The 24,435-nt window shown below is 46.0% G+C and carries 20 protein-coding genes; 9 read left to right on the top strand and 11 right to left on the bottom strand.

Annotation, left to right across the window (positions count from 1 at the left end; translation table 11 throughout):
• Positions 1 to 162: 162 nt before the first annotated feature.
• On the top strand, positions 163 to 1,521 hold the full coding sequence (locus tag QUA07_RS00655) for a calcium-binding protein (RefSeq protein ID WP_333321606.1): 1,359 nt from the start codon (positions 163 to 165) through the stop codon (positions 1,519 to 1,521).
• A gap of 324 nt (positions 1,522 to 1,845) precedes the next feature.
• Here the strand turns inward: QUA07_RS00655 and QUA07_RS00650 are convergent, their stop codons facing one another.
• From QUA07_RS00650 to QUA07_RS00635, 4 genes are all read right to left on the bottom strand, one after another.
• Entirely contained in the window at positions 1,846 to 3,210 is a 1,365-nt protein-coding gene (locus QUA07_RS00650) for an MFS transporter (RefSeq protein WP_333321602.1), read from the bottom strand.
• A gap of 128 nt (positions 3,211 to 3,338) precedes the next feature.
• A complete protein-coding gene (locus QUA07_RS00645; protein ID WP_333321598.1) occupies positions 3,339 to 5,900 on the bottom strand; it encodes a BsuBI/PstI family type II restriction endonuclease in 2,562 nt (853 codons plus the stop codon).
• Positions 5,901 to 5,953: 53 nt separating this feature from the next.
• Positions 5,954 to 6,277: a hypothetical protein gene (locus QUA07_RS00640; protein WP_333321594.1), complete on the bottom strand. Its 324-nt coding sequence runs from the start codon at positions 6,275 to 6,277 to the stop codon at positions 5,954 to 5,956.
• 12 nt (positions 6,278 to 6,289) lie between these two features.
• Positions 6,290 to 6,577 (bottom strand): hypothetical protein, encoded by a 288-nt coding sequence (locus tag QUA07_RS00635; protein ID WP_333321590.1) that lies wholly within the window; start codon positions 6,575 to 6,577, stop codon positions 6,290 to 6,292.
• A gap of 142 nt (positions 6,578 to 6,719) precedes the next feature.
• Here QUA07_RS00635 and QUA07_RS00630 point away from each other — a divergent pair, with 142 nt between their 5' ends.
• Positions 6,720 to 6,959 carry a CopG family transcriptional regulator gene (locus QUA07_RS00630; protein WP_333321588.1) on the top strand — a complete coding sequence of 80 codons (240 nt, stop codon included), beginning with the start codon at positions 6,720 to 6,722 and terminating at the stop codon, positions 6,957 to 6,959.
• 172 nt (positions 6,960 to 7,131) lie between these two features.
• A complete protein-coding gene (locus QUA07_RS00625; protein ID WP_333321586.1) occupies positions 7,132 to 8,766 on the top strand; it encodes a family 10 glycosylhydrolase in 1,635 nt (544 codons plus the stop codon).
• 551 nt (positions 8,767 to 9,317) lie between these two features.
• Here QUA07_RS00625 and QUA07_RS00620 read toward each other — a convergent pair.
• Positions 9,318 to 10,682, bottom strand: a complete 1,365-nt coding sequence (locus QUA07_RS00620; RefSeq protein ID WP_333321584.1) for a calcium-binding protein — start codon at positions 10,680 to 10,682, stop codon at positions 9,318 to 9,320.
• A 359-nt stretch (positions 10,683 to 11,041) separates the two neighbouring features.
• Between QUA07_RS00620 and QUA07_RS00615 the strand changes: the two genes are divergently transcribed.
• The 3 genes from QUA07_RS00615 to QUA07_RS00605 all read left to right on the top strand — a co-directional run bounded on the left by QUA07_RS00615 (position 11,042) and on the right by QUA07_RS00605 (position 13,757).
• On the top strand, positions 11,042 to 12,244 hold the full coding sequence (locus QUA07_RS00615) for a sensor histidine kinase (RefSeq protein WP_333321582.1): 1,203 nt from the start codon (positions 11,042 to 11,044) through the stop codon (positions 12,242 to 12,244).
• Between the two features lie 117 nt (positions 12,245 to 12,361).
• Positions 12,362 to 13,021: a response regulator transcription factor gene (locus QUA07_RS00610; protein ID WP_333321580.1), complete on the top strand. Its 660-nt coding sequence runs from the start codon at positions 12,362 to 12,364 to the stop codon at positions 13,019 to 13,021.
• Between the two features lie 379 nt (positions 13,022 to 13,400).
• The gene (locus QUA07_RS00605) at positions 13,401 to 13,757 is read left to right on the top strand and encodes a Uma2 family endonuclease (protein WP_333321835.1); all 357 of its coding nucleotides are present in this window, start codon (positions 13,401 to 13,403) and stop codon (positions 13,755 to 13,757) included.
• A 125-nt stretch (positions 13,758 to 13,882) separates the two neighbouring features.
• On the opposite strand, the gene argF is transcribed toward QUA07_RS00605, so the two are convergent.
• Both argF and dusB read right to left on the bottom strand, forming a co-directional pair.
• On the bottom strand, positions 13,883 to 14,803 hold the full coding sequence (gene argF, locus QUA07_RS00600; RefSeq protein ID WP_333321578.1) for an ornithine carbamoyltransferase: 921 nt from the start codon (positions 14,801 to 14,803) through the stop codon (positions 13,883 to 13,885).
• Positions 14,804 to 14,902: 99 nt separating this feature from the next.
• On the bottom strand, positions 14,903 to 15,913 hold the full coding sequence (dusB, locus tag QUA07_RS00595; RefSeq protein WP_242724764.1) for a tRNA dihydrouridine synthase DusB: 1,011 nt from the start codon (positions 15,911 to 15,913) through the stop codon (positions 14,903 to 14,905).
• Positions 15,914 to 16,376: 463 nt separating this feature from the next.
• Between dusB and QUA07_RS00590 the strand changes: the two genes are divergently transcribed.
• From QUA07_RS00590 to QUA07_RS00580, 3 genes are all read left to right on the top strand, one after another.
• Complete coding sequence (locus QUA07_RS00590; RefSeq protein ID WP_333321576.1) at positions 16,377 to 17,969, top strand: glucose-6-phosphate isomerase; 1,593 nt, start codon at positions 16,377 to 16,379, stop codon at positions 17,967 to 17,969.
• Between the two features lie 63 nt (positions 17,970 to 18,032).
• Positions 18,033 to 18,767, top strand: coding sequence for a response regulator transcription factor (locus QUA07_RS00585; RefSeq protein ID WP_333321574.1), 735 nt, complete (start codon positions 18,033 to 18,035; stop codon positions 18,765 to 18,767).
• A 50-nt stretch (positions 18,768 to 18,817) separates the two neighbouring features.
• Positions 18,818 to 20,218, top strand: coding sequence for a hypothetical protein (locus tag QUA07_RS00580; RefSeq protein ID WP_333321572.1), 1,401 nt, complete (start codon positions 18,818 to 18,820; stop codon positions 20,216 to 20,218).
• Between the two features lies 1 nt (position 20,219).
• On the opposite strand, the gene QUA07_RS00575 is transcribed toward QUA07_RS00580, so the two are convergent.
• The 4 genes from QUA07_RS00575 to murC all read right to left on the bottom strand — a co-directional run bounded on the left by QUA07_RS00575 (position 20,220) and on the right by murC (position 24,046).
• The gene (locus QUA07_RS00575) at positions 20,220 to 20,720 is read right to left on the bottom strand and encodes a low molecular weight protein-tyrosine-phosphatase (RefSeq protein ID WP_333321570.1); all 501 of its coding nucleotides are present in this window, start codon (positions 20,718 to 20,720) and stop codon (positions 20,220 to 20,222) included.
• Between the two features lie 249 nt (positions 20,721 to 20,969).
• Positions 20,970 to 21,320, bottom strand: a complete 351-nt coding sequence (locus QUA07_RS00570; RefSeq protein WP_006634273.1) for a YbaB/EbfC family nucleoid-associated protein — start codon at positions 21,318 to 21,320, stop codon at positions 20,970 to 20,972.
• A gap of 62 nt (positions 21,321 to 21,382) precedes the next feature.
• Entirely contained in the window at positions 21,383 to 22,339 is a 957-nt protein-coding gene (gene murB, locus QUA07_RS00565; RefSeq protein WP_333057143.1) for a UDP-N-acetylmuramate dehydrogenase, read from the bottom strand.
• A gap of 150 nt (positions 22,340 to 22,489) precedes the next feature.
• Positions 22,490 to 24,046, bottom strand: coding sequence for a UDP-N-acetylmuramate--L-alanine ligase (murC, locus tag QUA07_RS00560; protein ID WP_333321568.1), 1,557 nt, complete (start codon positions 24,044 to 24,046; stop codon positions 22,490 to 22,492).
• Positions 24,047 to 24,435 lie beyond the last annotated feature (389 nt).

Below are 24,435 nucleotides of genomic sequence, written 5' to 3'. Positions count from 1 at the left end.
TTTGTAGCGAGAGTTTTTTTGTATTAAAAAATCTCTATCAATTTGCCCCTAAAAAGCCCATAAAAATGACCAATTAATATGGTCAATAAACGAAGTTTATAGTAAACTTAGTTAAGTAGGTTAAAAACTAATTCCCCCTCAAACGACAGGAAATAAAAAAATATGCCCTCCTCCCCCGCCGCTTACGAAACTATAGCCAAGCAACTTGCTTACATAGATGACCAGCCCCAGTTTCAAACTTTAGTTCAAACAGGCTTGAGTGCTGCTGGCTACCAAATCGATCGCACCTTTGACGATCCCGGAACTGGATTTCACGCGATCGGCTTAATTTCCACCACCCCAGACAAACCGCCTGTTTTGGTATTTCGTGGCACTGACACGCCCATAGACGATATTGCCAACGCAGACCCGCGGGGCACCGGTTTCAACCAATTTGAAGCTAACAAACAAGCATTAGGAAATTGGTTGACACAAATCAGTCAAGATACAGCCAAAAACCCCAGCCGCTTGCCACCAGACCTTCTGGGACACAGCTTGGGCGGCGCCATAACGCAACTAGCCGCCACTGAATTCACATCTGCGATCGGAGATGTTGTCACCTTCAATTCTCCCGGAGTTGCTCAGAGTACAGTCAATACATTCAAGCAGAAAGTCGGCCCCGGAAAAAATGTAACTCACTACGTAGTTGAGGGCGATTTTGTTAGTTTGGGAGGAGAAGCTTTTCTCCCCGGAAAAGTAGTTCTTCAAACATTTACTAACCCGGTTATCAACCCGCTACTTGTCTTGGAAAAGCACACCCAAAGCGGTTTGTTAACTTCTCCTCCTCCCGGCTTTACTCAGAGAGAAATCTCTGTAGACCAGTTGAACCGCCCTGATTTCACTTTCCCAGATTCAGATTATTTAGAGCTGTTAGCTGGCTTAGACTTTGCACTGCCCGACTTGGCAAGCTCGCTGGAATCGCGCAGCAGTTTAGAGCAATTAAGAACCACTCCGGGAAGCTCATTTTTAGCAAACGTTGTGGCTATGAAAACTGCTCTCGAACTCTCCCAAATTAATAATTTAGTAGGCGACGATGCCAACAATACAGCATCAGGTTTTGCAGGGGACGATATTATCACTGGCAATGGGGGAAACGACACTCTCAGTGGCAACAAAGGCAACGATATTATCAGCGGTGGCAGCGGCAACGACCTGGTATTAGGCGGCAAAGGAGATGATAACTTGAACGGTGGAGAAGGAGACGATACACTCATTGGCGCAATGGGTGCGGATCTCTTAATTGGTGGCGCTGGACGCGACGTATTGGTGTTAGGAGCAGGTGCCGGTACAGATACACTTGTAGACTTTCAAAAGGGTCAAGATTTAATCGGTTTGAGCGGAGGTTTGACCTTCAACCAAGTGAGGGTTACTGCAGGCGATTTTATAACGACGATTGAACTGGCCCGTAATGGCGAAGTTCTTGCCAGTATTCCTGGCATTCCAAGTAGTCCGCTAACAGCTAGTGATTTTATTGCGATTTAGTTGGCGGCTGGCAATACAGATATTCGGTAGGGACACAACATTGTTGTGTCCTTATTTTATGAACGCAAGCGCACATAATTTATACTCCAATACGCTTGGGGTAAGAATAATCTGATTTCCTTTCACAAGTCTGGAACTCTCATAAATGCGTGAAATGAAATTCGTCTGAAAGCGCTAACCCAAGCGTATTGATTTATACTCATTCCATGATTACAAACATCAATATTCCTGTAGGGAGGGGTTGACCGAAATCTCCAAAAGTAGTGCAGACATTGGTAAACCCGACCCGCCCGAATATTATAGTTATAGCGACCGGACTTGATATTAATCGAAATCGTCCAGTCCAGGTCTGGGCATGGATGCTAATTTTTTCTCATCTTCTAGGGGCAGAAAGAAAATCGTCAGCATACCGGGAATCACAGCCAGCGCGCTCATCAAAAAATAATTTTGATAACCGAGACTCGCCTGCAAGTAGCCGCTAAAAACGCCCGGAATCAGCACTCCTGCGGCCATAAAAGCAGTTGTAATTGCATAGTGAGATGCTTCGTATTCAGGGCGGACAGTCCGCATCAAGAACACTGTATAGGCAGCTACGCCCAGTCCGTAAGTAAATTGCTCGATCGAGTTTACAGCATAAGCCCATTCAATCCCCGGTTGATTGATTGCCAACAGCCAATACAGCACGTTAGTCGAATTTTGCAGAATTGCCGTCGGCCACATCCATTTTTTCAATCCTTGTTTGGCAATTAAATAGCCGCCCAGCAACCCTCCAATTAACAGAAACATTACCCCTAAAGTACCGGATAATAAGCCCATATCCGACGTAGAAACTGCTAAGCCTCCTTTCTCAACTTTATCCATCAAAAATGGCGGAGCCATTTTAAACGTCAAGGCATCGCCCAAGCGAAAAATCAAGACGTAAGCCACAATCCAACCTATTTTATCTTGCTGAAAATAAGTTTTGAATGCTTCGATAAAGCTGGTTCTTTGTTGAGGAGTGTCGGATTCCAGATCGTAATTTCTAGGATAGGGAAGATACCACCGCTGAAAAAGATATATCAGCACAAACATAATCGCACAAATGCCAAAGGCTGTCGCCCATCCGTAGTTAAGCGCCGACACGCTAAAATCCGAACCGAAAAGTGACAGCGGAATGTTTTGATATATTTTGGTGTCGCCTGTATTTCCGGTGATTAAATGCTGTTCGGCCAGTTTCCCGGCTAAGAAAACCAATAAACCGCTACCGGCAATGACAGCACCTCTATAAGCCGTGTTGCGAACCCCGACAAATAGTGCTTGTTGGTCTTTATTTAGAGTGTTTAAATAAAATCCGTCAATGGCGATATCGTGAGTAGCGGACACAAAGGCGATCGCGGTAAAGATCACAAGTGATATAATAATCGGTGCCGGCGTCAATACACCAAAAGCCAGGAAAGCAAACAGAAAAGCACAAATGATTTCGGTGGTTAAAATCCACTTGCGTTTGGTGGAATACAAATCAACAACTGGCCCCCACAAACCTTTTAAAACCCAGGGAAAAGACAACAGACTTGTCAATCCGATCAATTCGTTGCTGGTTCCCATACCTTTCAAAAAAATCACCGACATTAAATTAACGACGGTGTAAGGGAGACCTTGAGCGAAGTATAATACTGATACCCACAATCCAGCGTTATGCTTTTTTTCCATTGCAGAGATATTTTACCTAGTTACTTATTTGATTTACTGAGTGCGATCGACAATTCCGGTCAATTCAACCCCTGGCATCACAGTATATGTCATTCCGATGCCAGCGGCAGCCATATAAACAGTGAATTTTAGCATCCTTTTGACTCACAAATATTTTCATTTTTGGAATAAGCCTGCAAAAGATTTTCTCCGTTAAAATGAACCAGGTGAGTAGCGTCTTCTGCTAGCCAGACATCAGTTTCCCAGGAAATATCAGATAAATATTCCGCCATTGCCTTGCGGCTGAGGAAAGCTGTCACCATCACCAGAGGTACTGTCGAACTTCTAAAAAGATTCTCAAGCTCTGTTTTGCGTTTTGGATTAATCGGGCCGTGAGAAGTAACAGCTTCAATCAACACCAACCAGTTTTTTTCAGTGAAGTGAACAATTACATCTGGCATCTTACCGTGAGCATCGACTGTAACGCCTAATGCAGTTAGCGAGGCTTGATTGAAATGAGCAAACTTCTCATCGGTATCTCCGACATAAAGCAGTCTGCCAGCAGGAGTAAAGCGCTCAGCAAACTCACTGACAATCTTTGATATTAAGACGTTATGAGCTCCGGGCGAAAGAGTTTTTACATCACCTTCGATTGTAATTGGAATTCGCGCCATTTTTCGCTCTTGTGCATATCGTTGCTTCAGCGTTTCGACGGAGGCGAGGTAAGCGCGAAGATTCTTGTCCCAGTCAGAAGTGCCATAAGTTCGCAGCAGTTCCAAAGCACTTTCTTCTATCTGATATGCAGTTTTTGGACTATTCACCGGACGTTCGGGACTGTCAGGATTAACAACAATTAAACCTGCATCGAGAAACTGATGCACAGTCTGGCGACGCACAGTTTCCCGCGTATTTGGCGCATACTTTTTACCGTATTGCTGCTCCATAAATTCCATAATTGGTGTGATTCCCCGAAGTGGAGATTTTGCCGATTCCCAAGCCTCCTTTGGCTTGAGCTCAAGCAAAGCCAGAAGGGTTAAGGCGGAACGTTCGTTAAGCTGACCTTTTGGAAACCCCAGCGCTGCAAGTATTTCTAGAGATTCATCAATACGGTTCTTGATTGTCATTGGGCTATTTTCTAACGGATTTGTCGCGTTAAGCAGTTGTGTCTCGACAAGTCGATCAATCTCCCGCTGTGTAGGAAATACTTCTCCTATTTGTGCGCCAAGTAAAAGTAATTGCTCTACATTAGGATACTTCAAAGTGCGTAAATCCGTAGCATTAACTTGAGTGTGTCCGTTGAACAGTCGGAAAAACGCATCTACCAAGCTCGAATTTAGATAAACTGCCAATCCCCGCGCCAGGGTGAGGTCTAATCCGCGTCCCTGTTGGTGAAAGTAATTCAAATGGTTCTCAAAACCCACGCGAGAACTATTAATTTTATTGGCATCCCAGACAACTGCAACAATTCGCTTTTTCTCTTCCTTTGAGGAGAAGCGCTTGCTCAAAACATAATGTTCGTTAGGTACGAGGAGTGCAGCAGTTTTTTCCGTGACAGCTAAAGCTTGATGCTTTCTCGTTGCTGTGGGATATTCAACACCGCCAGTGGAGAAGTGTGCAGGATAAATCAGCGGAACTGTACCGTTTTCAGGTTTTAGTCGCAAGTCAGAGCGAACACGAAAATCTACAACTTTTCCGGTGGAAACTGTTAAGCCTAATTCCTCTAGCGTGCAAGTAAATTGAGCCATTTGCTCTACTACTTTCTGGCTGACAGAATCCGGTAAAATCCGAATAAATTGCTCGGAATCTTTGGGATTAATTAGGGAGGTATAGGGCAGTTGGTGAGACAAAACCAGGTCATCGTCCGCGCTGCCGCTTGAGGTAATTAGTACAGTATCTGGCTGTTCTATTTGTTTGGTGGCGCGCACAATAATAGTTTCTTGCAGCACAGCATCATCGCGAAATGGCAACTGTCGGGATTCAAAGATGTGTACTTGGCGTAAAGCCATCATTTGAAGGAATACTTTGCGGAAGTCTCGAAAGTATAAACCGTTGCAAAAGCTGCGGGGAGTAATCGACACTAATTCACCGTTTGGTTTGAGCAGGTGAGCGGCAGCAACTGTGAAGCCAGCGTAGAGATTGCTGGTTTCTAGTCCTATAGAACGCAGCAAGGTGCGGGCTTGGGATTTAGCGTCTATCTTGGCATAGGGAGGATTGATAATTGCATGGCTAAATTCCCGTTTTGCTTGTTGTGTAAATAGATTGGGTTGCAACATATCGGCGCTATCTTGAATAAAATCAATTTCGCGAACCTCACAGGTAAAAGATATCCCAAAACGCTGACATTCTATACTGCACAATTCTAAAGTTTGCTTGAGGTATTCAATCAAAATAAGGTCGATTTCATAAGCTGTAACGTGAAGGCTGTGCGGTTTGTTTGGGCGCTGGCAAAGTTCCCAAACAACGGCTGCTAACAGGGAACCAATTCCTGCACCGGCATCTAAAAGCGATATATCGGGACAGTTGAATTCAAACATTCGCGCCATCAAACTTGCGACTGAGGAAGGTGTTAAAAATTGTCCTTTTTCTCCTCTCTGGCTTTGCTGCAACTTTCGGGTTGCTTCTTGGCGCCAGCCATCTACTCGATCGAGCAAATTGCTGCTAATTATGGTATTTTTACTTTGAACAGTTAGTGTTTGAAAATGGGATTGCATAAGATTTAATTTAACTTTTATTTTAATAAGTAAATAGAATTTTTCAGCAAAATTTATGTTTGAATGCGATCGTTACCCGTTTCTGTAAAATTCCATTCACTTATTTGAATATTTAGATATGCCTTGACAAATTCCAGCGCTTCTTTTAATGAATGATACATTGTTTCATAAGGCGGATGATTGGCATATTCATAACTAATGAAGCAAATTGGGACATTTGGATAACCAAAAATTATAATAATTGACGGCACAGGTCGGGGCAAACTATCTTCAGGATTTCCTTGATGAATTAAAACTTTACCAGTTGGTTGATGTTTGCTACTTGGCTGTATGCTGGAAAGAAGACACGGTTGGAGACTGCGGAATTCGTCAAGCATCTCGAAGAAAGTTTAAAAAGCAGCAGATTGACCGAGCTCGTTTTCCATGAACTCCCAAGGCAGGTTGTTTGGCTTTCCAAAAAGTCGATACGGTATCCAGTGAACAAAGTGCGAATATGGAGGTGTTCCTTCATCAAGTTTAAGTCCATTGTGGAAACAGGCAAAATAGTAGCCAGTCACAAAAGCCATAAGTGCAGTCAGGGTTTTTCCGTTATTGCCTAAATACATTTTGGGTCTGGTACGCACGAGGTCAAATAAGTCATAATTTGTTTTAATTACTGGCTGTTCGATCGCAGTCATATCAAGGCGCTCTCTGTTTTTTTACCTATTGTAGCAAGCAGGTAGCAAATTTTCGCCCTTTCAGTTTATTTTCGCTAAAATTGGAAACAATACGCTATCATATTACCAGTTTACTCTCTTCCCATAACAGCAAAGGGCAGCCATGAGTCAAGAAAGTTTTACATTTCTCCTAGATACCGAAAAAAAAGAGGCGCTGAAGGCGATCGCTACTGTCACCGATCGCGATTTAACTTATGTTTTGAACGAAGCCATCGCTTCTTACCTGGACATCTATCAATGGCTGCTGGATGAGATTAATAAAGGCGTTGCCGATGCCGAAGCTGGAGACTTTGCCAGCGATGATGAAGTCCAAGCAGTTTTTGTGAAATTAACAAGCGGTTAGTTGCTGGTTTTTGAGGCGGTTTACTCATAATCAATCTGTTTATTTATTAATGACATTAGATTAAAAAATTGCCGTTTACAACACAAAACTGTACCATTGTGCGAAAATGTCAAGCGGACGCTCAAACCAAAAGTCCGTAAAGGACTGTTAAACGCTCTCTCACACATTTCTGATGCGAAATACCAAAACATTCTTTTTGTCAAGCTTGTTCCTGATTGGCTTAACAATTAGTTTTCTGCTGACTCCTGGTTGGTTCTCCAACTTCCCATCCCGCGCGATCCTCTTCGAGGGCTTCGCTAACGCAACTATGCCCCCGCAAACCCAAACCGCCGAATTTCGCGCCTTCTGGGTGGACGCTTTCAACCCCGGCTTCAAAACCCCTCAAGAAGTCACAAAATTGATCGCAGACGCGCAGCGGGCAAATGCCAACGCCATCGTCGCCCAAGTCCGCCGCCGTGGCGATGCCTTTTACACGAGTGCGATCGAACCCCGCACTCTCGATCCCAACGTTCCCCCCGGTTTCGATCCCCTGCAAGATTTGATTGACAAAGCCCACGCCGCAGGCATTGAAGTACACGCTTGGATGGTGACGCTGCCGGTGGTTTCGGGCACCAAACTTCCCGCCGGTCACGTTTGGCAACAACACGGGCCTTCTGCCCCAGGAAACGACAATTGGGCGATGCTGACTTACGGGGGGGAATCACCCGGTTTCCTCGATCCCGGTCATCCAGACGCCGTAGATTATACTGTTTCCGTCTATTTGGACTTGATCAAGCGCTACGATGTGGACGGCGTACAGTTGGATTATGTGCGCTACGGCGGGCCGACTTGGGGCTACAATCCAACTGCGATCGCCCGTTTCAATCAGCAAACAGGTCGATCGGGCAAACCCGCACCCAGCGATCCCGCGTGGATGCAGTGGCGGCGCGATCAGGTAACAAATTTAGTGCGGAAGCTTTATGTAGAAAGCCTTGCAATCAAACCGCGCGTTAAAATTACCGCCGCCACGATCGCCTGGGGCGACGGCCCGAAAAACGATGCAGCTTGGTATCAAACGCAGCCGTACAAAGAAGTATTGCAGGATTGGCGCGCTTGGCTGGAAGAAGGGATCGTAGACATGGCGATGCCGATGACTTACCAGCGCGAGTACAAACCATCGCAAAAACTCGCTTATGACCACTGGATCGAGTTCGCCAAAAACCACCAGTACAACCGCCAAATTGCGATCGGCCCCGGCAATTACCTCAACTACATCGAAGATACCCTAGCGCAGGTTCGCCGCGCCGAAGCGCCTTCTGCGACAGGAAATCACGTAGCGGGTACGGTGCTGTATTCCTACGCTAGCAGCAACGTGTACACGAATGTGGAACTGCGATCGGGCGGTAGCGGTGATTTGCCCCGCCAGCCTTGGAAATACGTTCCCCAAAGCAACGATTTGTTTTACACCGCACTTTCGCAGCCGAGTCAATACGTTGATGCTGCGACGGGCAAAACCTATGAAACTCAGCCTGTGTGGGCGACAGCAGCAGCGGTTCCCGATATGCCTTGGAAGTCGCGGCCGACTACAGGTGCGATCGCCGGAAATTTGCAGCGGTGCGCTCAAACTTGCGACGGTGCGAGCTTGACATTGCAGTCGATCGATGCTGCTGCCAAGGTGCGTCAACTGCGCGCCGATGGCAAAGGATGGTTTGGGGCGATCGAGCTTTCTCCGGGAACTTATCAGTTGAAAGTTGACGGAAGTCAAATTCAACAAACAGTTAATGTTGCCGCAGGTGAAGTCACAAAAGTAAATTTTGCTAGTTTGTAGCGTGTCAGCTTAGTCGGAAATACCCCAGGGTTAGTAAGGTGCTTATGGCGTACCTTACTAATTCATGAATAATCTATTTATAACATTCATTTAAATAATAATGCTAATAATTGCAGTCGGTTTTAACCGACTTAGGATGCGAATTAAATAATTTACACAAGTTTGTCGGAAGTAGGGGTTGGACACTCTTAGCCCGCCCTTTCTGGACGGGCGGGACGCCGAGCCCACAAGAACCATAAAAATTCTAAGTTATTTAATTCTCATTCCTTAAGCTATGAGGCAGGGGTTTAAACCCCGGACTGCCAGAAAACGCTTTAAGCTGACAGCATGAAAACAAGTTAGGCTGAAACTATTACCGCAAACTATCTTATAGCGCCCGATCCAGCTGACAATATCTTAAATTTCAAGCCACAACGGCTGGCGTTTCTGGTATTCCCCCAATATTAAACTGCGGGCAATGTTTGGGTCGATCGCCAAACGGTGTTGTGTGTTTTTTGTGCCACACAACACCGTACTCGATTCAAACTTAAAGCAGTGCGATCGCCTGAAAACTAGCTGAATTTAAATTGCGCTGAATTGTTGATATTTAGACCAGAGGGTGCATCTTGAACGATCCCGATCAACTCAAGGGGCTGTGCAAATCCATTGTTCTTGAAAATTCCCACATCTTGAGCTGCACTCCCTCCTTGCAGGGAACCAGGGACGGGTCGGAGCACGTAGCTATTGCTCGACCCACCCAGTTGAATAACATCCTCACCGATTCTGAAGTCTAAGATGCGGGCAAAATCGCTCAGACCATCAATGCCAATGTTACCATTGAAAAAGTCCGCAGCATTGTCTAACAAGCCGTTGCCATCATCATAACTGGTTTGCCCGAGCTCTCCGAGCACAAAAGTATCTGCTCCTGCACCGCCAATTAGCACATCAAATTCACCCTTGCCTCCTCCTCTTTCGGCACCTGTAATTCGATCGCTCCCGTTACCCCCGGAAAGAACGTCACTTCCTCCATTACCAAATAGCTCGTCGTTCCCGTTACTGCTTACGAGAATATCATTTCCATTACCACCACTAGCATTGATGTTTGCTGATACATTAGTTGTATTCAGGCGATCGTTGCCTTCTCCCCCCGTGAATTGGATAAATTCGACACCGCTTGTCGCGCCTAGATTGCGGACATTTAACACATCATCGCCACCGCCACCGTTAATTGCATTGAAACTCTCTATGCCTGTGGTTGTTAAGGTTACGGGGACGAGATTGGTGCGCTGCAATACAATGTTCAAGCCCGATTGGGTGATATCAATATTATCCCCTTGCGCGATCGAACCGTTGAACAACAAGTTATCGCCACCGCTGTCGCCTTGAATCAGATCGCTGCCGTCGCCATCCACCCATTGAAAGTTGTCGTCTCCGCTGCCACCAATCATCGTATCGTTGCCCTTATCGCCAGCTAGGAAATCAAACCCATCGCCACCTTCTAGCAAATCCGTATCGTCGCCACCTCGAAGGTTATCATTTCCTAATTCTCCTCTTAAAATATCGAATCCGGCTCCACCAAGTAGGCGATCGTTCCCCGCCCGGCCCGAGATGTCGTCACCGCTAGGGCCACCATCAATCAGATTGTCAAAACCGTTGCCAGTTAAGATATCTTGATTGTTACCGCCAATTAAGTTTTCAATACTGATGAAAGTCCCGCTACCTCCAAAAAAAGTTGCTTTGTTCGTCTCTAATGAAGCATTTATGTTATTGCCAAATCCCAGATAGGTCGCTGTATCGTTTCCGTTTCCACCATCCAGAAGATCGTCCCCAAAAAAACCGCCAAACAGATTATCGTTTCCGTCTAATCCCCGCAAGGTATCGCTCGCAGCAGTACCGTTCAGATTGTCGTTGCCGTTGGTTCCATTAATTACAGCCATGTTCGTTGCTCCTAAATATTAAGTGAAGTATTCAGCAAAATCAAAACTGTTTGCTTTGGTTTGCTATGTCACAATCTTAGGAACTCAACCGAGTTCAACACATCTGAAAAACGTCTCGCTTCTGACATCAACGAAATAGATATTTTCGATCTCCCCCTCATCTGCCAAAAGTTGCGATCGCCCATCACTGCCGAGTCCGATGTTCGCGCTTCCTATCCCGATCGGCTATAACTTTAGTCATAGTTCCGAGGGGTGGCATCAGCGAAAGTTAGAAAATTGCCGAGTTTTATCGACATTCACTCTGACTTGCAGTATTTTTGGGGAATATTTGAGAGCCAGAACTACTGGAAGCCCCTGCCATGACTGCGATCGCATCCCTACTAAAAACCCAACCTCAACCATTTCGCTTTCTGCTGTACACCGAATGGATCATGTTAGGCAGTTGTGGAGTGATGGCCGCCATCGAAGCGTGGCAGCGTCAAAGTCTTCCCGTACAGCACATTCTGATCCTGATCTCCCTGGGCTTGATGGGATGGATCTTACCTGCGGGCAAAACTTCGTTTCGCTATCTCTATACGGCGATCGAAATGAGTCTGATCTTCTACGGAACTACCTTGGGATATCTCCATATCCTACCGACGCTGTATTTGATCGTGTTGATTCGCAGTTGTTTTTTATTTGAATCCCCCGGTCGATGGATCGTGGCAGGTCTGTCGCTGGTAATGTATATGTTTCATCAAGTTCAGTATCTTCAAAGAGTGATACCCCTAATGTTGCCTAATGTCGAGCAACAGCAAATTTGGATGCACCAGACTGCAGAATTGTTGATGTTTGGATTGGGGCTATTTTTCGTGTCGCAGTTGGTCAGTACCTTACTAGCAGAACGCAGAACCCAGGAACAACTATCGCAAGCCCACGCACAGCTACGGGAATATGCCCTGCAAATAGAAGATTTAGCAGCGGTTCAGGAACGCAATCGCATTGCAAGAGAGATTCACGATTCCCTGGGTCACGCCTTGACTTCGCTCAACATTCAACTGCAAACCGCCATGAAACTCTGGCAACATGACCCAATAGAGGCACAACCGTTTTTGGAACAAGCCCAGCGACTCGGTAAAGTGGCGATGAAAGAAGTTCGACAATCGGTAAATGCGCTAAGGGCAGACGCAGAGGCAGAAGAACCCTTGGAACAGGGGATTGCCTCGCTGATGGAAGACTTTCGCCAGAGTACGGGTGTCACTGTTACCAGCAGCATTTGCGTGGAAGTTGTGTTACCACCTCCAGTTGTCAAAACGCTATATCGCATCGTGCAAGAAGCGTTGACCAACATTTGCAAATACGCCCAAGCTACCGAGGTTCGCCTGCAATTGCAAACAACGTGCGATCGAGTGCTTTTGACTCTTGAAGATAACGGGCGGGGGTTCCAATTAGAAAGTGGTACTGGCGGGTTTGGATTGCGAGGGATGCAAGAGCGAATTGCTTCTCTCAACGGAGAGTTTCACCTGGAAACATCACCCGGAGCGGGGTGTAGAATCGATGTTAGCCTGCCGTTAAGTAGGTAGGCGAAAATAAATTACTTGATGTAACAAAGTGTAAAATTAACGTAACCTCTTTTGGCGTTTTTTCTTTGTCTGTGTAATTAAGAACTATCATGGGATAATACATTTTAGGAATATCCCATGATTCGTCTGTTGTTAGTTGACGATCAGCAGCTTATCTGCCAAGGACTCAAGGCTATGTTAAGCCTAGAATCAGATTTAGAAGTGATTGGAATTGCCCACAACGGTAAAGCTGCCATAGAGCAAGTCGAAGCTCTCCAACCCGATGTTGTATTAATGGATTTAAAAATGCCCGTGATGGATGGTAGAGAAGCAACTCGCCTGATCTGTCAGTCATTTCCCAACACGAGTGTCTTGGTTTTAACTACTTTTGATGACGATGGATATATTGTTGATGCGATGCGAGCCGGAGCCAAGGGCTATTTGTTGAAAGATATGCCATCGGAAGAGTTAGCACAAGCAATTCGTTTGGTGCAATCGGGTTATACTCAACTGGCTCCTGGTTTAATGGATAAGCTAATAACAGGATTTTGTGCAGCACCTACGACTCCAACACCTACTACTCAACTCTCACAACTCCCTGCAGTGGCACAATTAACCCCGCGCGAACAAGAGGTATTGCGGTTGATTGGTAAAGGTTTAGCCAACCGAGATATTGCCCAGCAGTTGTTTATTTCTGAGGGAACAGTGAAGACTCATGTCACTCATTTACTGAATCGGTTAAACTTGCGAAATCGATCGCAGTTGGCAATTTATGCCCATTCTGCGATCGAAACCTGAATCACTTTATTGTTTTTTTATTAACCGCAGAGGGCGCAGAGATCGCAGAGAGAGGCTGCACAATCCTGATCTGATTACCGCTGCATACTTTACCTCAGCTACAATCAAATTATCCTGGATGGAATTGCGATATTTTTGGTGAAACTAGGCTGATAACAGAAGCCCCTTTTACGATCCACAAATGGACAGTTAAAAAATATCAGATGCTGGGAGAGATGGGATTTTTTCACCCAGAGGAGCGAGGTGAATTAATTTTAGGAAATATTATCAAAATGAGTGCGAAAGGAACTGCTCATACTTGTGCTACTAGACGCACGGCGACACTGTTGCGCTAAATTCTCGAAAACCAGACCAGGCTGCTGTCTATACTCAATATCCGATCGCCCTTGATGACAATTCCGAACCCGAACCAGATATCGCCGTAGTCAGAATCGATCCTTTTGACTATGCGACTCACCATCCGACTCCCTCAGAAGTCTATCTCATTATCGAAGTGGCAGACAGCAGCTTAACTTTCGATCGCGAAATTAAAGCCAAAGCTTACGCGCGATCGGGAATTGCCGATTATTGGGTGCTCAATGTGGGCGAAAGACAACTGCACGTTTTTCGAGAACCTGCGGAAGATGGGTATCAAAGCGAGGTTATTCTTGCGGAAACTGCGAGCATTTCACCTATCGAATTTCCCGCTTTCAATATCGCAATTCAAGAAATGCTGCCACCTATTATATCGAATTGAACACCCATTAAGAACGGGCAAGATGCCCGTTCCACAAAAATTAAATTTTCTTGTGGGCTATTGCTCCTCGCCCGCCCTAAAGGGACTATTAAAAACCGCTTGAAAGACCAATTTTTAGCTAATTCCTAATCGCTTTCTAGAATGCTTGCGAGCAAAGCTTGCTGAGCGTGCATCCGATTTTCTGCCTGATCCCAAACGCGCGATCGACTTCCTTCAATTACCGCATCCGTAATCTCTTCATCTCGGTGTGCCGGCAAACAGTGCAATACAATCGCATTGCGATCGGCCAGATCCACCAGTTGTTCATTTACCTGATAAGGCTCAAACAAAGGAACCCTGCTTTTTGCTTCCTCTTCCTGTCCCATACTCGCCCACACATCAGTATAAATAACTTGAGCATTCTTCACCGCAGCTTTGGCGTCAACAGTAACAGTTACCTCAGTTTTTCCCTTAGCAATATCCTTCGCTTTTTCCACAATTTCAGGATTGGGCAGAAAATCTTGAGGACAAGCAATTCTCACATTCATCCCCATCATTGCACAGCCCAACATCAGCGAATTAGCCATATTATTGCCATCGCCCAAATAAGTCAAAGTCACCCCTTCCAACTTGCCGAAACACTCTTTTACTGTCATTAAATCCGCCAGCACTTGACATGGGTGTTCGTCATCTGTCAGCGCATTAATTACAGGAATTTTCGCATAGTTGGCAAAAGTTGCTAAGTCCTTTTGCTCGAAAGTCCGAATCGCCAAAATGTCTAAATATCTGTCTAAAACCCTGGCTGTATCTACCAAAGGTTCACCGCGGCTGACTTGTGTAACGTTGGGATTTAGGTCAATCACTTGCCCTCCCAATTTATACATTGCCACCGTAAAACTTACCCGCGTTCGCGTTGAAGCTTTAGAAAATAACAAGCCGAGAACTTTATTGCGTTTCAGCTTGACCATTCCCGATTTTAAACTGGCTGCTAGATCCAGCAAATAATTTAATTCATCTATGCTTAAATCTGCCAGACTTAATAAATCTCGCCCTTTTAACGAATCCATGCTTTCCCCCACACACAAATTTTTAACTGTGTCTTAAATCTTAGCCCGCAGAGGTGAATTTTGTTTCTGTAATCCCTAATTGACATCTGCGGGTAAGGTTTATGCGGGCAATTGCTCGATCGCGCGATCGATCGAATCGCAACCTTGTTCAACCGTTTCTACCACAGCCAACACGCCCCGCAATTCCCCAGCGCCGGGGAAACCCTTAGCATACCAGGTTAAGTGCTTGCGCGCTTGGCAGACACCGCTTTCACCTTTATATTCCCACAAAGCCCGCAAATGTTCCTTAGCACATTCGAGCCGTTCAATTGGTGTCGGAGCTATCTTTTCCACACCAGTTTTCAAGAAATAATCAACTTCTCCCACCAAAAAAGGATAGCCCAAAGTTCCCCGCGAACACATCACTCCATCGGCGCCGGTTTCTTCCAGACATCGCATCGCTGCTTCCACTGAAAAAATATCCCCGTTAGCAATAACAGGAATCGATAAAACTTCTTTAACTCGGCGAATCCACTCCCATTTTGCCGGGCCGGTGTAACCTTGCGATCGAGTGCGGCCGTGCACGGTAATCATTTTTGCTCCCGCATCTTCCATCCGCTTCGCAAATTCCAAAATATTAATTTCTTTGTCAGTCCAACCAATCCTAGTTTTCACCGTGACAGGAACATCAACCGCTTCCACAACAGCCCGCACAATTGCCTCGGCTGTTTCCGGATCTCGCAGCAGAGAAGAACCGCCGCCGTTTTTAGTAATTTTGTTAACCGGACAGCCCATATTAATATCAACAGTATCCGCTCCTTCTGCCACTGCTTTCTGGGCCGCTTCTGCCAAGAAATCCGGCCGGCAGTCAAACAATTGAATGCTAATCGGACGCTCGTTTGGGTCAACTTCCATAATTCTCGGCAGTTGCTTCACGTAGTGCAAACCCGTAGCGTTCACCATTTCCGTGTACATCATCGAATCCGGCGCGTAGCGGCGCACCAGGCGACGAAATACCAAATCGGTAACGCCGGATAATGGCGATTGCAGGACGCGACTTTTAACTTCAAAATCGCCGATTTTGAGCGGAGTTGCTAACCTTTCTTTTAATTCGGGAGATAGAGCAAGCATAGTGGATCGCACTTTAATTCTAATATCTGTATATTATACTACACTTCCGATAGTTGACAGTTGTTAACTATATTTTTAGCCGATTATTGAGTGGCAGCTAAAAGTATATTTAACCTCACGGCAATGCCTATTTTACACATCCCGATCGCCGGAATTTGAATATTGTGAAACCAGAACTCAAACGCCAACGCCGACCACAGTTAAATCTCTGTGCCTCTTCGCTCTATCTATGGGGTGTGGCCATTAATGGGGGATCTACCTACTAAGAGTGTTGCCCAAGTCATATTTTTATTGTTTAATTCTGCCGAATGCTCTGCTTGCCTTCAGAACCGGCTGCCTTCAGACGACTAATGATTAAATTTATTGGGATTGTGCAAAAGCCGTACATCAGATCGTTTTAAACTACAATTGGTGGATTCCTGACGACGCCGATCGAACATTAAAAAAATTGTAGAGAATTCCTATGGACGCCGCAGCACTCTGGCAACGCTATCAAGACTGGCTTTACTATCACGAGGGATTGGGACTTTACCTCGATATCAGCCGCATGGGATTCGATGACGCTTTCGCAGCAGCACTGAAGCCCAAATTTGACAAAGCTTTCAAAGACATGGCAGCTTTGGAAGCAGGTGCGATCGCCAATCCCGACGAAAACCGCATGGTGGGCCACTACTGGCTGCGAAACCCCGATTTAGCTCCCACTCCAGAATTAAAACAAGAAATAGTCGAAGGCATATCACAAGTCGAAGCATTTGTCAAGAAGGTTCAAAACCGCGATATTAAACCGCCCTTTGCTCCGCAATTTACCGACATAATTTCGATCGGCATCGGCGGTTCCGCCCTCGGCCCCCAATTTGTCGCCGAAGCTTTATCCCCAGACATTCCGCCCCTAGCAATACATTTTATCGACAACACAGATCCGGCTGGGATCGATCGCATCCTTAACAAAATCAAAGACAAACTCGCCAGCACCCTAGTAATTACTATCTCCAAATCCGGCGGCACCCCCGAACCCCGCAACGGTATGATCGAAGTTCAAAAAGCCTTCGCCGCCGAAAAACTGGATTTTGCCAAACAAGCAATTGCCATCACCGGAGTTGACAGCCAACTAGACAAATTAGCCAAATCCGAAGGTTGGATTACCACTTTTCCAATGGCAGATTGGGTGGGAGGACGCACTTCCGAATTGTCAGCAGTCGGACTTTTGCCAGCCGCTTTGCAAGGCATCGACATTCGGGCGATGCTAGACGGCGCTAAAGTCATGGACGAAGCTACCAGAACCACCGAAATTAAAAACAATCCCGCCGCCTTGTTAGCAATGTCCTGGTATTTTGCTGGCAACGGACGTGGCGAAAAAGATATGGTAGTTTTGCCTTACAAAGATTCACTGCTATTGTTCAGCCGCTACTTGCAGCAATTAGTCATGGAATCGATCGGCAAACAGGAAGATTTAGACGGCAACACAGTTCATCAAGGTATCGCAGTTTACGGCAACAAAGGCACCACCGATCAACACGCCTACGTCCAGCAACTGCGAGACGGCGTGCCGAATTTCTTCCTAACATTTATCGAAGTTTTGCAAGACAGACAAGGCATTTCCCCAGAAGTAGAAACCGGCGTCACTTCCGGAGATTATTTGTCGGGTTTATTGCAGGGAACTCGACAAGCTTTGTACGAAAATCACCGAGATTCCATTACTGTCACAATTCCCCAAGTCAACCCTCGGACAGTAGGAGCATTAATCGCCCTCTACGAAAGAGCCGTAGGTTTTTACGGTTCCTTGGTGAATGTCAATGCCTATCACCAGCCAGGGGTTGAAGCAGGCAAAAAAGCAGCCGCTGCTGTATTGGACTTGCAGCAACGGGTACTACAAGTGCTCAAAGACACCCAAAAACCTCTGTCTGTAGCAGAAATAGCAAAAAAAGCAGGAAGACCAGAGCAAATCGAGACAATTTACAAAACTCTGCGGCATTTGGCAGCCAACGGGCGCGGCGTAGCTTTGGAGGGCAAATTAGGACAACCGGCTACTTTAACTGCAAGTTATCAAGAGAATTAAACAGTAGAATTAAACATTAAAAGTGATTAATTTCACTTTTAATGTTTAATTTTTAATTCCCCCATGCCATTAACGATTCTGGTTGCTGACGACGATTTCGCGACTCGCTTGTCAATTACCGATTATCTAGAATTTACCGGATACTCTGTAATCGCTGCTGAGAACGGCAAAGAAGCTTTAGGCTTGGTAGATGAATTTCAGCCCCACTTGATTGTTACCGACATTACAATGCCCGAGATGGATGGCTACGAATTCGTGCGACGAGTTCGGACTCGTCCCGCTTTCCGCTTGCTGCCGGTGATTTTTTTGACGGAACGCACGAGCACGCAGGAACGGATTCGTGGCTATCAGATGGGGTGCGACAATTATCTGGCTAAGCCTTTTGAACTCCAGGAGTTGGGGGCGGTTATTCGCTCTTTGCTCGATCGCTACGCTCTAATCGCTCAGGCACCCTCTCGTTCCCCGGAACCAGAACCGACGCCAACAGAGGCACGCAGCAGAGCCAATGACAAGCCAGAAGAAGATTTTTTAACTCAAAAGTCAAACACAGGCGATTCCCTACGGGATGGCTCCGCTTCACGGGCATCTCCAAGCGAAAACGCCCCGACTTTGACCCAGCGAGAACGAGAAGTGCTAGATTTGCTGACAGAAGGTCTTTCTAATATTCAAATAGGCTCCCGACTTCACCTCAGCCCTCGAACTATCGAAAAGCACGTCAGCAGCTTATTCAGAAAAACTGACAGTAACAACCGAGCAGAACTCGTTCGCTTTGCGATGGAACATCATTTAGTCAGATAACTGCCAACGAAGAAAGTTACCTGCACTTACCACACTAAATAAATAACATCATGGTCAACAATTACTTAAAAAATCAGAAAATTCTATATGCTGCAGCATTAGCATCTTCCATAATTTTCTGTATGGCCATGACCTCTATGGGAATCACCAAGTATTACAGCGTTTTACAGGGTGGAGACAACTATAACGATTTCCCTACCAGCGGTTTCAGCCCCATCCGACTTATAATTAACGGTTCCTACTTGATAGCAACAGTTACATATATTATCTGGTTAATTCAAAAAAAGCACACAAATTTCAACTTTTTAGACATTTGCAAGTATGCAATCCCCTTCCTCGCACTTGCCCTCATAGCTTATCCCCAAAGCAGTGACATTTATTTGTACTTGCATTACGGAGCGATGACCTTACAAAAAATTAATCCTTATCTGAATAGTTCCGCTAGCTTCGTTTCTAACTTATCTCCCTTTCTCCACTGGGGGCAAACTTCTACCTACGGCCCCGTTTCTTTATTCTTTTTTGCCCTATCAGCCCTGGGTGGAGCAATTAGCCCTTTACTAGCAGTTTATATTTTTAAAATAATCTGCGTGTTGGTACACACGCTCAATGGCTACTTAATTTGGCGGTTGCTAATAAATTCTGAAAACCGTAACCTCATAACACTGGCATATTTAGTCAATCCCATGCTATTGAACGAGCAAATAGCTAATGCTCACCTTGACGTTCTTCTTGCCAATACATTGATCGTTTTAATAGGATGTATTTATTACCAACGTTATGTTTTGGCAATTTTGGCAATTTGGGTAGGTTTTTTAGTAAAAACCTTACCTATAATTTGGCTACCCTTAGTTTTTGCTTTCCTATGCAAGCAGCGTCGGTGGAAAGATTTAGCAGCATCAGTCTTGCTTTCTTTATTAATTATCACGGTGATAACTTATACATTTCTGCCAACAGTTTCAGCTTGGAGAAGTCTTTTAAATCCGGGAACCGCCGGGGCAACCGCTCGATCGTTTCACCATGGCATCAATCTATTTCTGAATTTTTTGCCCAATGTAAGTGTTGAAACTAGGAAAAGTATTCTATTATTAGTCAAATATTTTGCGTATTTAAGCTGGATTGTTTACTATACAGGGACGTTAATTAAATCATTATTCCGCAAAAAATATTCGGAAATTAATTTGGTATCAGATATTGGATGGACGACTCTCACTTTGTTTTTGTTTGCTACACCTTGGCTAATGCCTTGGTATCCATCTATTTTGCTGCCAATTGCGGCTTTGAGTATCAATTCTCCCCATTTTGTATTGACAAGTTTAACTTTTTCTTTGTCACCCAGTATCATCTTGGGAGGAGGAGCGGGAACAACTTTTATCTCCCTAGTTACGAGTTTTGTTAGCGTTGTCCCCCCTACAGCATGGCTAATATTCGGGCGGAAAAAGGCACTTTTTTAATTTAAATTGATTGCTGACCGCCAACTGTTAATTTTTCTTGACTGACAACGTACTCCAACAAACCCTCGCAAGCATCGTGCAGCAAATCAATTACTCGATCGAATCCCTCCGGGCCACCGTAGTAAGGATCTGGCACTTCTTTAAGGTCGTATTTCTGGCAAAAATCGCACATCAGCCGCACTTTATCTTTATACTTTCCAGCCGCATCCAGGGCAAGAATATTGCGATAATTATCCCGATCCATCGCCAGAATCAAATCAAAATTTTCAAAATCTTTCCTGGTAAATTGGCGGGCTTCGCCTAACAATTCAATGTCTCGCTTCCTGGCCGCCAATGCCATCCGCCTGTCAGGGGGGCTGCCAATGTGATAGCTAGCAGTTCCGGCAGAATCGCAGCTAATACGATCGCTCAAACCAGCTTGTTCAATTAAGTGATTCATTATATTTTCTGCTGAGGGCGATCGGCAGATATTTCCGAGGCAGACAAATAATAATTTAGTCATTAGTTATTAGTTATTAGTTATTAGTTATTAGTTATTAGTTATTAGTTATTAGTCAGTCAACACTGCTAATTTGTAGGGTGCGTCGCTTTCAGAGTCAATCTGCAAGTTCTATCGAACATGGAGCAGCGACGCACCTTAGTATAGGGGTTTTCCAGAAAGTTTAATCACTCAACAGTCAACAGTCAACAGTCAACAGTCAACAGTTAACAGTCAACAGTCAACAGTCAACAATTGACTGATGACTAATGACTAACCGAAACCGGGGAGATTTAGTCCACCGGTGAGTTCTTCCATTTTCTCCCGCATCGTCATCGTAGACTTAGCGTAAGCATCCTGCATCGCCACCGTGACGAGTTCAGAAACCACATCAGCACCTTCACCGAGGGCATCCGGTGAGATTTCCACGCGGCGGGGTTCTTGGTTGCCACTGAGAAAAACCTTGACCAAGCCGCCGCCGGCTGTTCCCTCAATTTCCATTACATCCAACTCTTCTTGGAGCTTTTTAGCTCCTTCTTGAACCTGCTGAGCTTTTTTGAAAGCTTCAGTCAGTTCTTTCATTTTTCCCAGGCCGAAGCCAAATCCTTGTCCTGATTTTGTCATAACTACTTTTTGATGGTGTGTGGGTTGGCAGTCTGCCGTTTCCGTATTACTTCAATGATGCCTTAGAAGGGAAACTCTCCCAGTATTCTAACTTCTGGCTCCAACAACAGCGACCACCGCTGCTCGACTTGCTGTTGAACGTGGCGGATCACTTGAAAAATATCATTGGCCGTTGCCGACCCGCAGTTAAGAATAAAATTAGCATGGCGCTGAGCCACTTGTGCGCCGCCGATCTGATATCCCTTCAGTCCCGCTTGTTCGATGAACCAACCTGCCGTCTTGGGGCCGGGGTTACGGAAGACTGAGCCACAGCTCGGTAAGTGGTAAGGTTGAGTTGTCCGCCGCTGGCTGAAATGGTCATTAGTTTCTGCCATTACTTGCGATCGATCAAATCCCGGCTGTAACTGGAAAGTCGCTTCTGTTACTAGCCGATCGCCCCCTTGCAGCACCGAAGTCCGGTAGCGGTACTCCAACTCTTGGGGAGTCAGAATTTCCACCTTGCCGCCAGGGGATAGGACGCGAGCATTGACTAGAATATCAGCAGTACAGCCTCTGTGAGCGCCTGCATTCATCACCACAGCCCCTCCCACCGTACCCGGTATGCCGACTGCCCATTCTAGACCTTTCCAGCCCCGTTTAGCCGCCAACCAAGCGAGGCGGGGAATTGACTCTCCCGCCCCCGCTGTAACTTGACCTGTTTCTGGATTAAAATTCACCTGTTTCAGGTAGCGAGTGCCGACGACCAAACCGGACAAACCCCGATCGCTCACCAACAAATTAGAACCTGCACCCAGCAGAGTCACCGGCACCCCCTCATCGTGTGCCCAGGCAAAACTCGCTTGCAAAGCCTCCATACTGCGGGGAGCAACGTACCACTCGGCCGGGCCACCGACTCGGAAGGAAGTCAGGCCCGCCAGCGAAACTTGGGAATTAATCTTGCAATCAGTTCCCCGCAAAGAAATAGGAGAATACACTCGCCGATTGTCCTTAACAGAGGAGTCATTCGAGATAGTCACCATCTTGAAAATCCTTAAAAATACCTTCGCTCGAAGACGTGGTTGAAAATTCGTTTAGCTAACTTATGTGGCCGCTTTGAGCGAGCCGTCCGACAGAAGTTTCGGCACAACGTGCCACGCCATAATGTCGATCAACTCTACTCAGTTCGCGAGCTAATCGGGGCGATCGGCTTGTTGATAAAAAGCCATAACCTCTGGAATAATCTGATTCAGATTACCAGCGCCCAAAAACAGAGCCAAATCCCCCGGTTGCAGATTTTTGGTTAAAAACTTAGTGACTGACTCTAGGGAAGGCGCAAACTCAACATCTCGGCCTTCTTTAGCAATCAAATCAGCAACTTGCTGCCCGCTAATTTCTCCTAAATTTGGTTCCCCAGCACTATAAATATCGCAAGCCACAACCAAATCAGCATCCCCAAAAGATTGAGCAAATTCTGGCAAAAATGTAAGAGTCCGGCTGTAACGGTGGGGTTGAAAAATTGCAACCACTCTTCGGGATTTGGGATTTTTTTCGCTACCTTCGATCCGCAAGCGAGCCGCCGCCAAGGTGACACGAATTTCGCTAGGATGGTGGGCGTAGTCGTCCACAAACAGGATCTCATTGTGAAAGCCCCGCACCTCAAAACGGCGGCGAGCTCCTTCAAAGCCAGCAATCGCTTTGGCAATGGCCGAAAACTCTAACCCCAACAATCGGCCCACTGCTACCGCAGCTAGTGCATTGCTGAGATTGTGTGTGCCCAGCAACTTCAACTCCATTTCCCCTAGGAAAGTTCCTCGCTCCCAAATCCGGGCCTTGGTGCTTTCTGCTCCGTACTCCACGCCCGAAGCCGTGTAGTCAGCACCGCTGTCGGGCTGCAAGCTATAACTGACATTAGGCTGAAGGCAGTCTTTGACGATTTGGTCGTCAATGCAGCCCACCAAGGTTTGACAGTTTTGGGCAAACACCTTAAATGTGTCTATTACCTGGTCAAGGGTATCGTAATGGTCTGGATGATCCAGTTCAACATTCGTCACTATGCCAATTTTGGCTACTAGCTTAACAAGAGAACCGTCGGATTCATCAGCCTCGGCAACTAAGTAGGGGCCTTCCCCCAAACGGGCATTGCCTTCCCAAGCATTTACCTCGCCTCCTACTACGATGGTTGGGTCTAGACCGGCAGCCATCAGCATGAAGCCGATTAAGCTGCTAGTAGTAGTTTTGCCATGAGTCCCGGCTACGGCTATGCTTTGGTAATCTTGAATTAACGCTGCCAACACATCCGATCGATGAAAAATCGGACAGCCCAAATCTAAAGCAGCTCGATATTCGGCATTTGCTGGGTGAATAGCCGTCGAACATACTACTTGAGGCAATCCCGGAATTGCTTGGGCGCTTGAACCGTTGCCGTTCAATTGGAGAGCTTTGGCTGTCGCGACAGAAGTCCCTACCGTACCCGCGACTATCGAGGATACTGCCCTTTCCTGTTGCCCGCAGTCGGGACTGCTACCGTTGAGGGCCGTTTGAAATAATTCAAAATTGCTGGCGTCTTGACTCCAAAAAATATGAGCTCCCATTCCTTGCAAGCGCTCGGTTATGTGACTCGATTTAATGTCGGAGCCGTACACAGGCAACTTGCGTTTAGCTAGAATGTAGGCAAGGGCTGACATCCCAATCCCACCAATGCCGATGAAATGAAATGGTCTACCGCTAAAATCAACAGAACTCGGCATCTTTGCTCCTCACACACCACACCACGCCAATAACACGCGATATCATATCAAGAATTGTTTTTTCAGGATACAGTTCGCTAGAGATTTTGTACAAAATTCTCTGCGCGTCCCTAGATTTACGGGACTTGTAGAGATGTTTGTCTTGTATCCTATATGACTTAGTACCGAGTAGTTTTCCGGAACAGTCACAGCTCGAAAATTGCAGGTAACAGAAAACGGGGTCTGGGGTCGGGGTCAATAGACTAATTTTGGGTGATTGCATACTCCTGCATTCTTTCTATTTCGATCCGCCTGCTGTGCTGGGATACGGCAGCAAAAGCCCCACAACCTTTCTACCAAGATTGAGGGTAAAACCCATAAGGATTTACAAACACTACCACGAACAACAA

Source organism: Microcoleus sp. T3_A4 (assembly GCF_036700465.1).
GTDB lineage: Bacteria > Cyanobacteriota > Cyanobacteriia > Cyanobacteriales > Microcoleaceae > Microcoleus.
Note: the sequence above shows the minus strand (reverse complement) of the source record. Positions and strands in the feature narration are given on the sequence as shown.

What these genes read in the sequence shown, in the direction of transcription:
- QUA07_RS00655 (WP_333321606.1), top strand. Translation starts at nt 163, where the DNA reads ATGCCCTCCTCCCCCGCCGCTTACGAAACTATAGCCAAGCAACTTGCT.
- QUA07_RS00650 (WP_333321602.1), bottom strand. Translation starts at nt 3,210, where the DNA reads ATGGAAAAAAAGCATAACGCTGGATTGTGGGTATCAGTATTATACTTC.
- QUA07_RS00645 (WP_333321598.1), bottom strand. Translation starts at nt 5,900, where the DNA reads ATGCAATCCCATTTTCAAACACTAACTGTTCAAAGTAAAAATACCATA.
- QUA07_RS00640 (WP_333321594.1), bottom strand. Translation starts at nt 6,277, where the DNA reads ATGCTTGACGAATTCCGCAGTCTCCAACCGTGTCTTCTTTCCAGCATA.
- QUA07_RS00635 (WP_333321590.1), bottom strand. Translation starts at nt 6,577, where the DNA reads ATGACTGCGATCGAACAGCCAGTAATTAAAACAAATTATGACTTATTT.
- QUA07_RS00630 (WP_333321588.1), top strand. Translation starts at nt 6,720, where the DNA reads ATGAGTCAAGAAAGTTTTACATTTCTCCTAGATACCGAAAAAAAAGAG.
- QUA07_RS00625 (WP_333321586.1), top strand. Translation starts at nt 7,132, where the DNA reads ATGCGAAATACCAAAACATTCTTTTTGTCAAGCTTGTTCCTGATTGGC.
- QUA07_RS00620 (WP_333321584.1), bottom strand. Translation starts at nt 10,682, where the DNA reads ATGGCTGTAATTAATGGAACCAACGGCAACGACAATCTGAACGGTACT.
- QUA07_RS00615 (WP_333321582.1), top strand. Translation starts at nt 11,042, where the DNA reads ATGACTGCGATCGCATCCCTACTAAAAACCCAACCTCAACCATTTCGC.
- QUA07_RS00610 (WP_333321580.1), top strand. Translation starts at nt 12,362, where the DNA reads ATGATTCGTCTGTTGTTAGTTGACGATCAGCAGCTTATCTGCCAAGGA.
- argF (WP_333321578.1), bottom strand. Translation starts at nt 14,803, where the DNA reads ATGGATTCGTTAAAAGGGCGAGATTTATTAAGTCTGGCAGATTTAAGC.
- dusB (WP_242724764.1), bottom strand. Translation starts at nt 15,913, where the DNA reads ATGCTTGCTCTATCTCCCGAATTAAAAGAAAGGTTAGCAACTCCGCTC.
- QUA07_RS00590 (WP_333321576.1), top strand. Translation starts at nt 16,377, where the DNA reads ATGGACGCCGCAGCACTCTGGCAACGCTATCAAGACTGGCTTTACTAT.
- QUA07_RS00585 (WP_333321574.1), top strand. Translation starts at nt 18,033, where the DNA reads ATGCCATTAACGATTCTGGTTGCTGACGACGATTTCGCGACTCGCTTG.
- QUA07_RS00580 (WP_333321572.1), top strand. Translation starts at nt 18,818, where the DNA reads ATGGTCAACAATTACTTAAAAAATCAGAAAATTCTATATGCTGCAGCA.
- QUA07_RS00575 (WP_333321570.1), bottom strand. Translation starts at nt 20,720, where the DNA reads ATGACTAAATTATTATTTGTCTGCCTCGGAAATATCTGCCGATCGCCC.
- QUA07_RS00570 (WP_006634273.1), bottom strand. Translation starts at nt 21,320, where the DNA reads ATGACAAAATCAGGACAAGGATTTGGCTTCGGCCTGGGAAAAATGAAA.
- murB (WP_333057143.1), bottom strand. Translation starts at nt 22,339, where the DNA reads ATGGTGACTATCTCGAATGACTCCTCTGTTAAGGACAATCGGCGAGTG.
- murC (WP_333321568.1), bottom strand. Translation starts at nt 24,046, where the DNA reads ATGCCGAGTTCTGTTGATTTTAGCGGTAGACCATTTCATTTCATCGGC.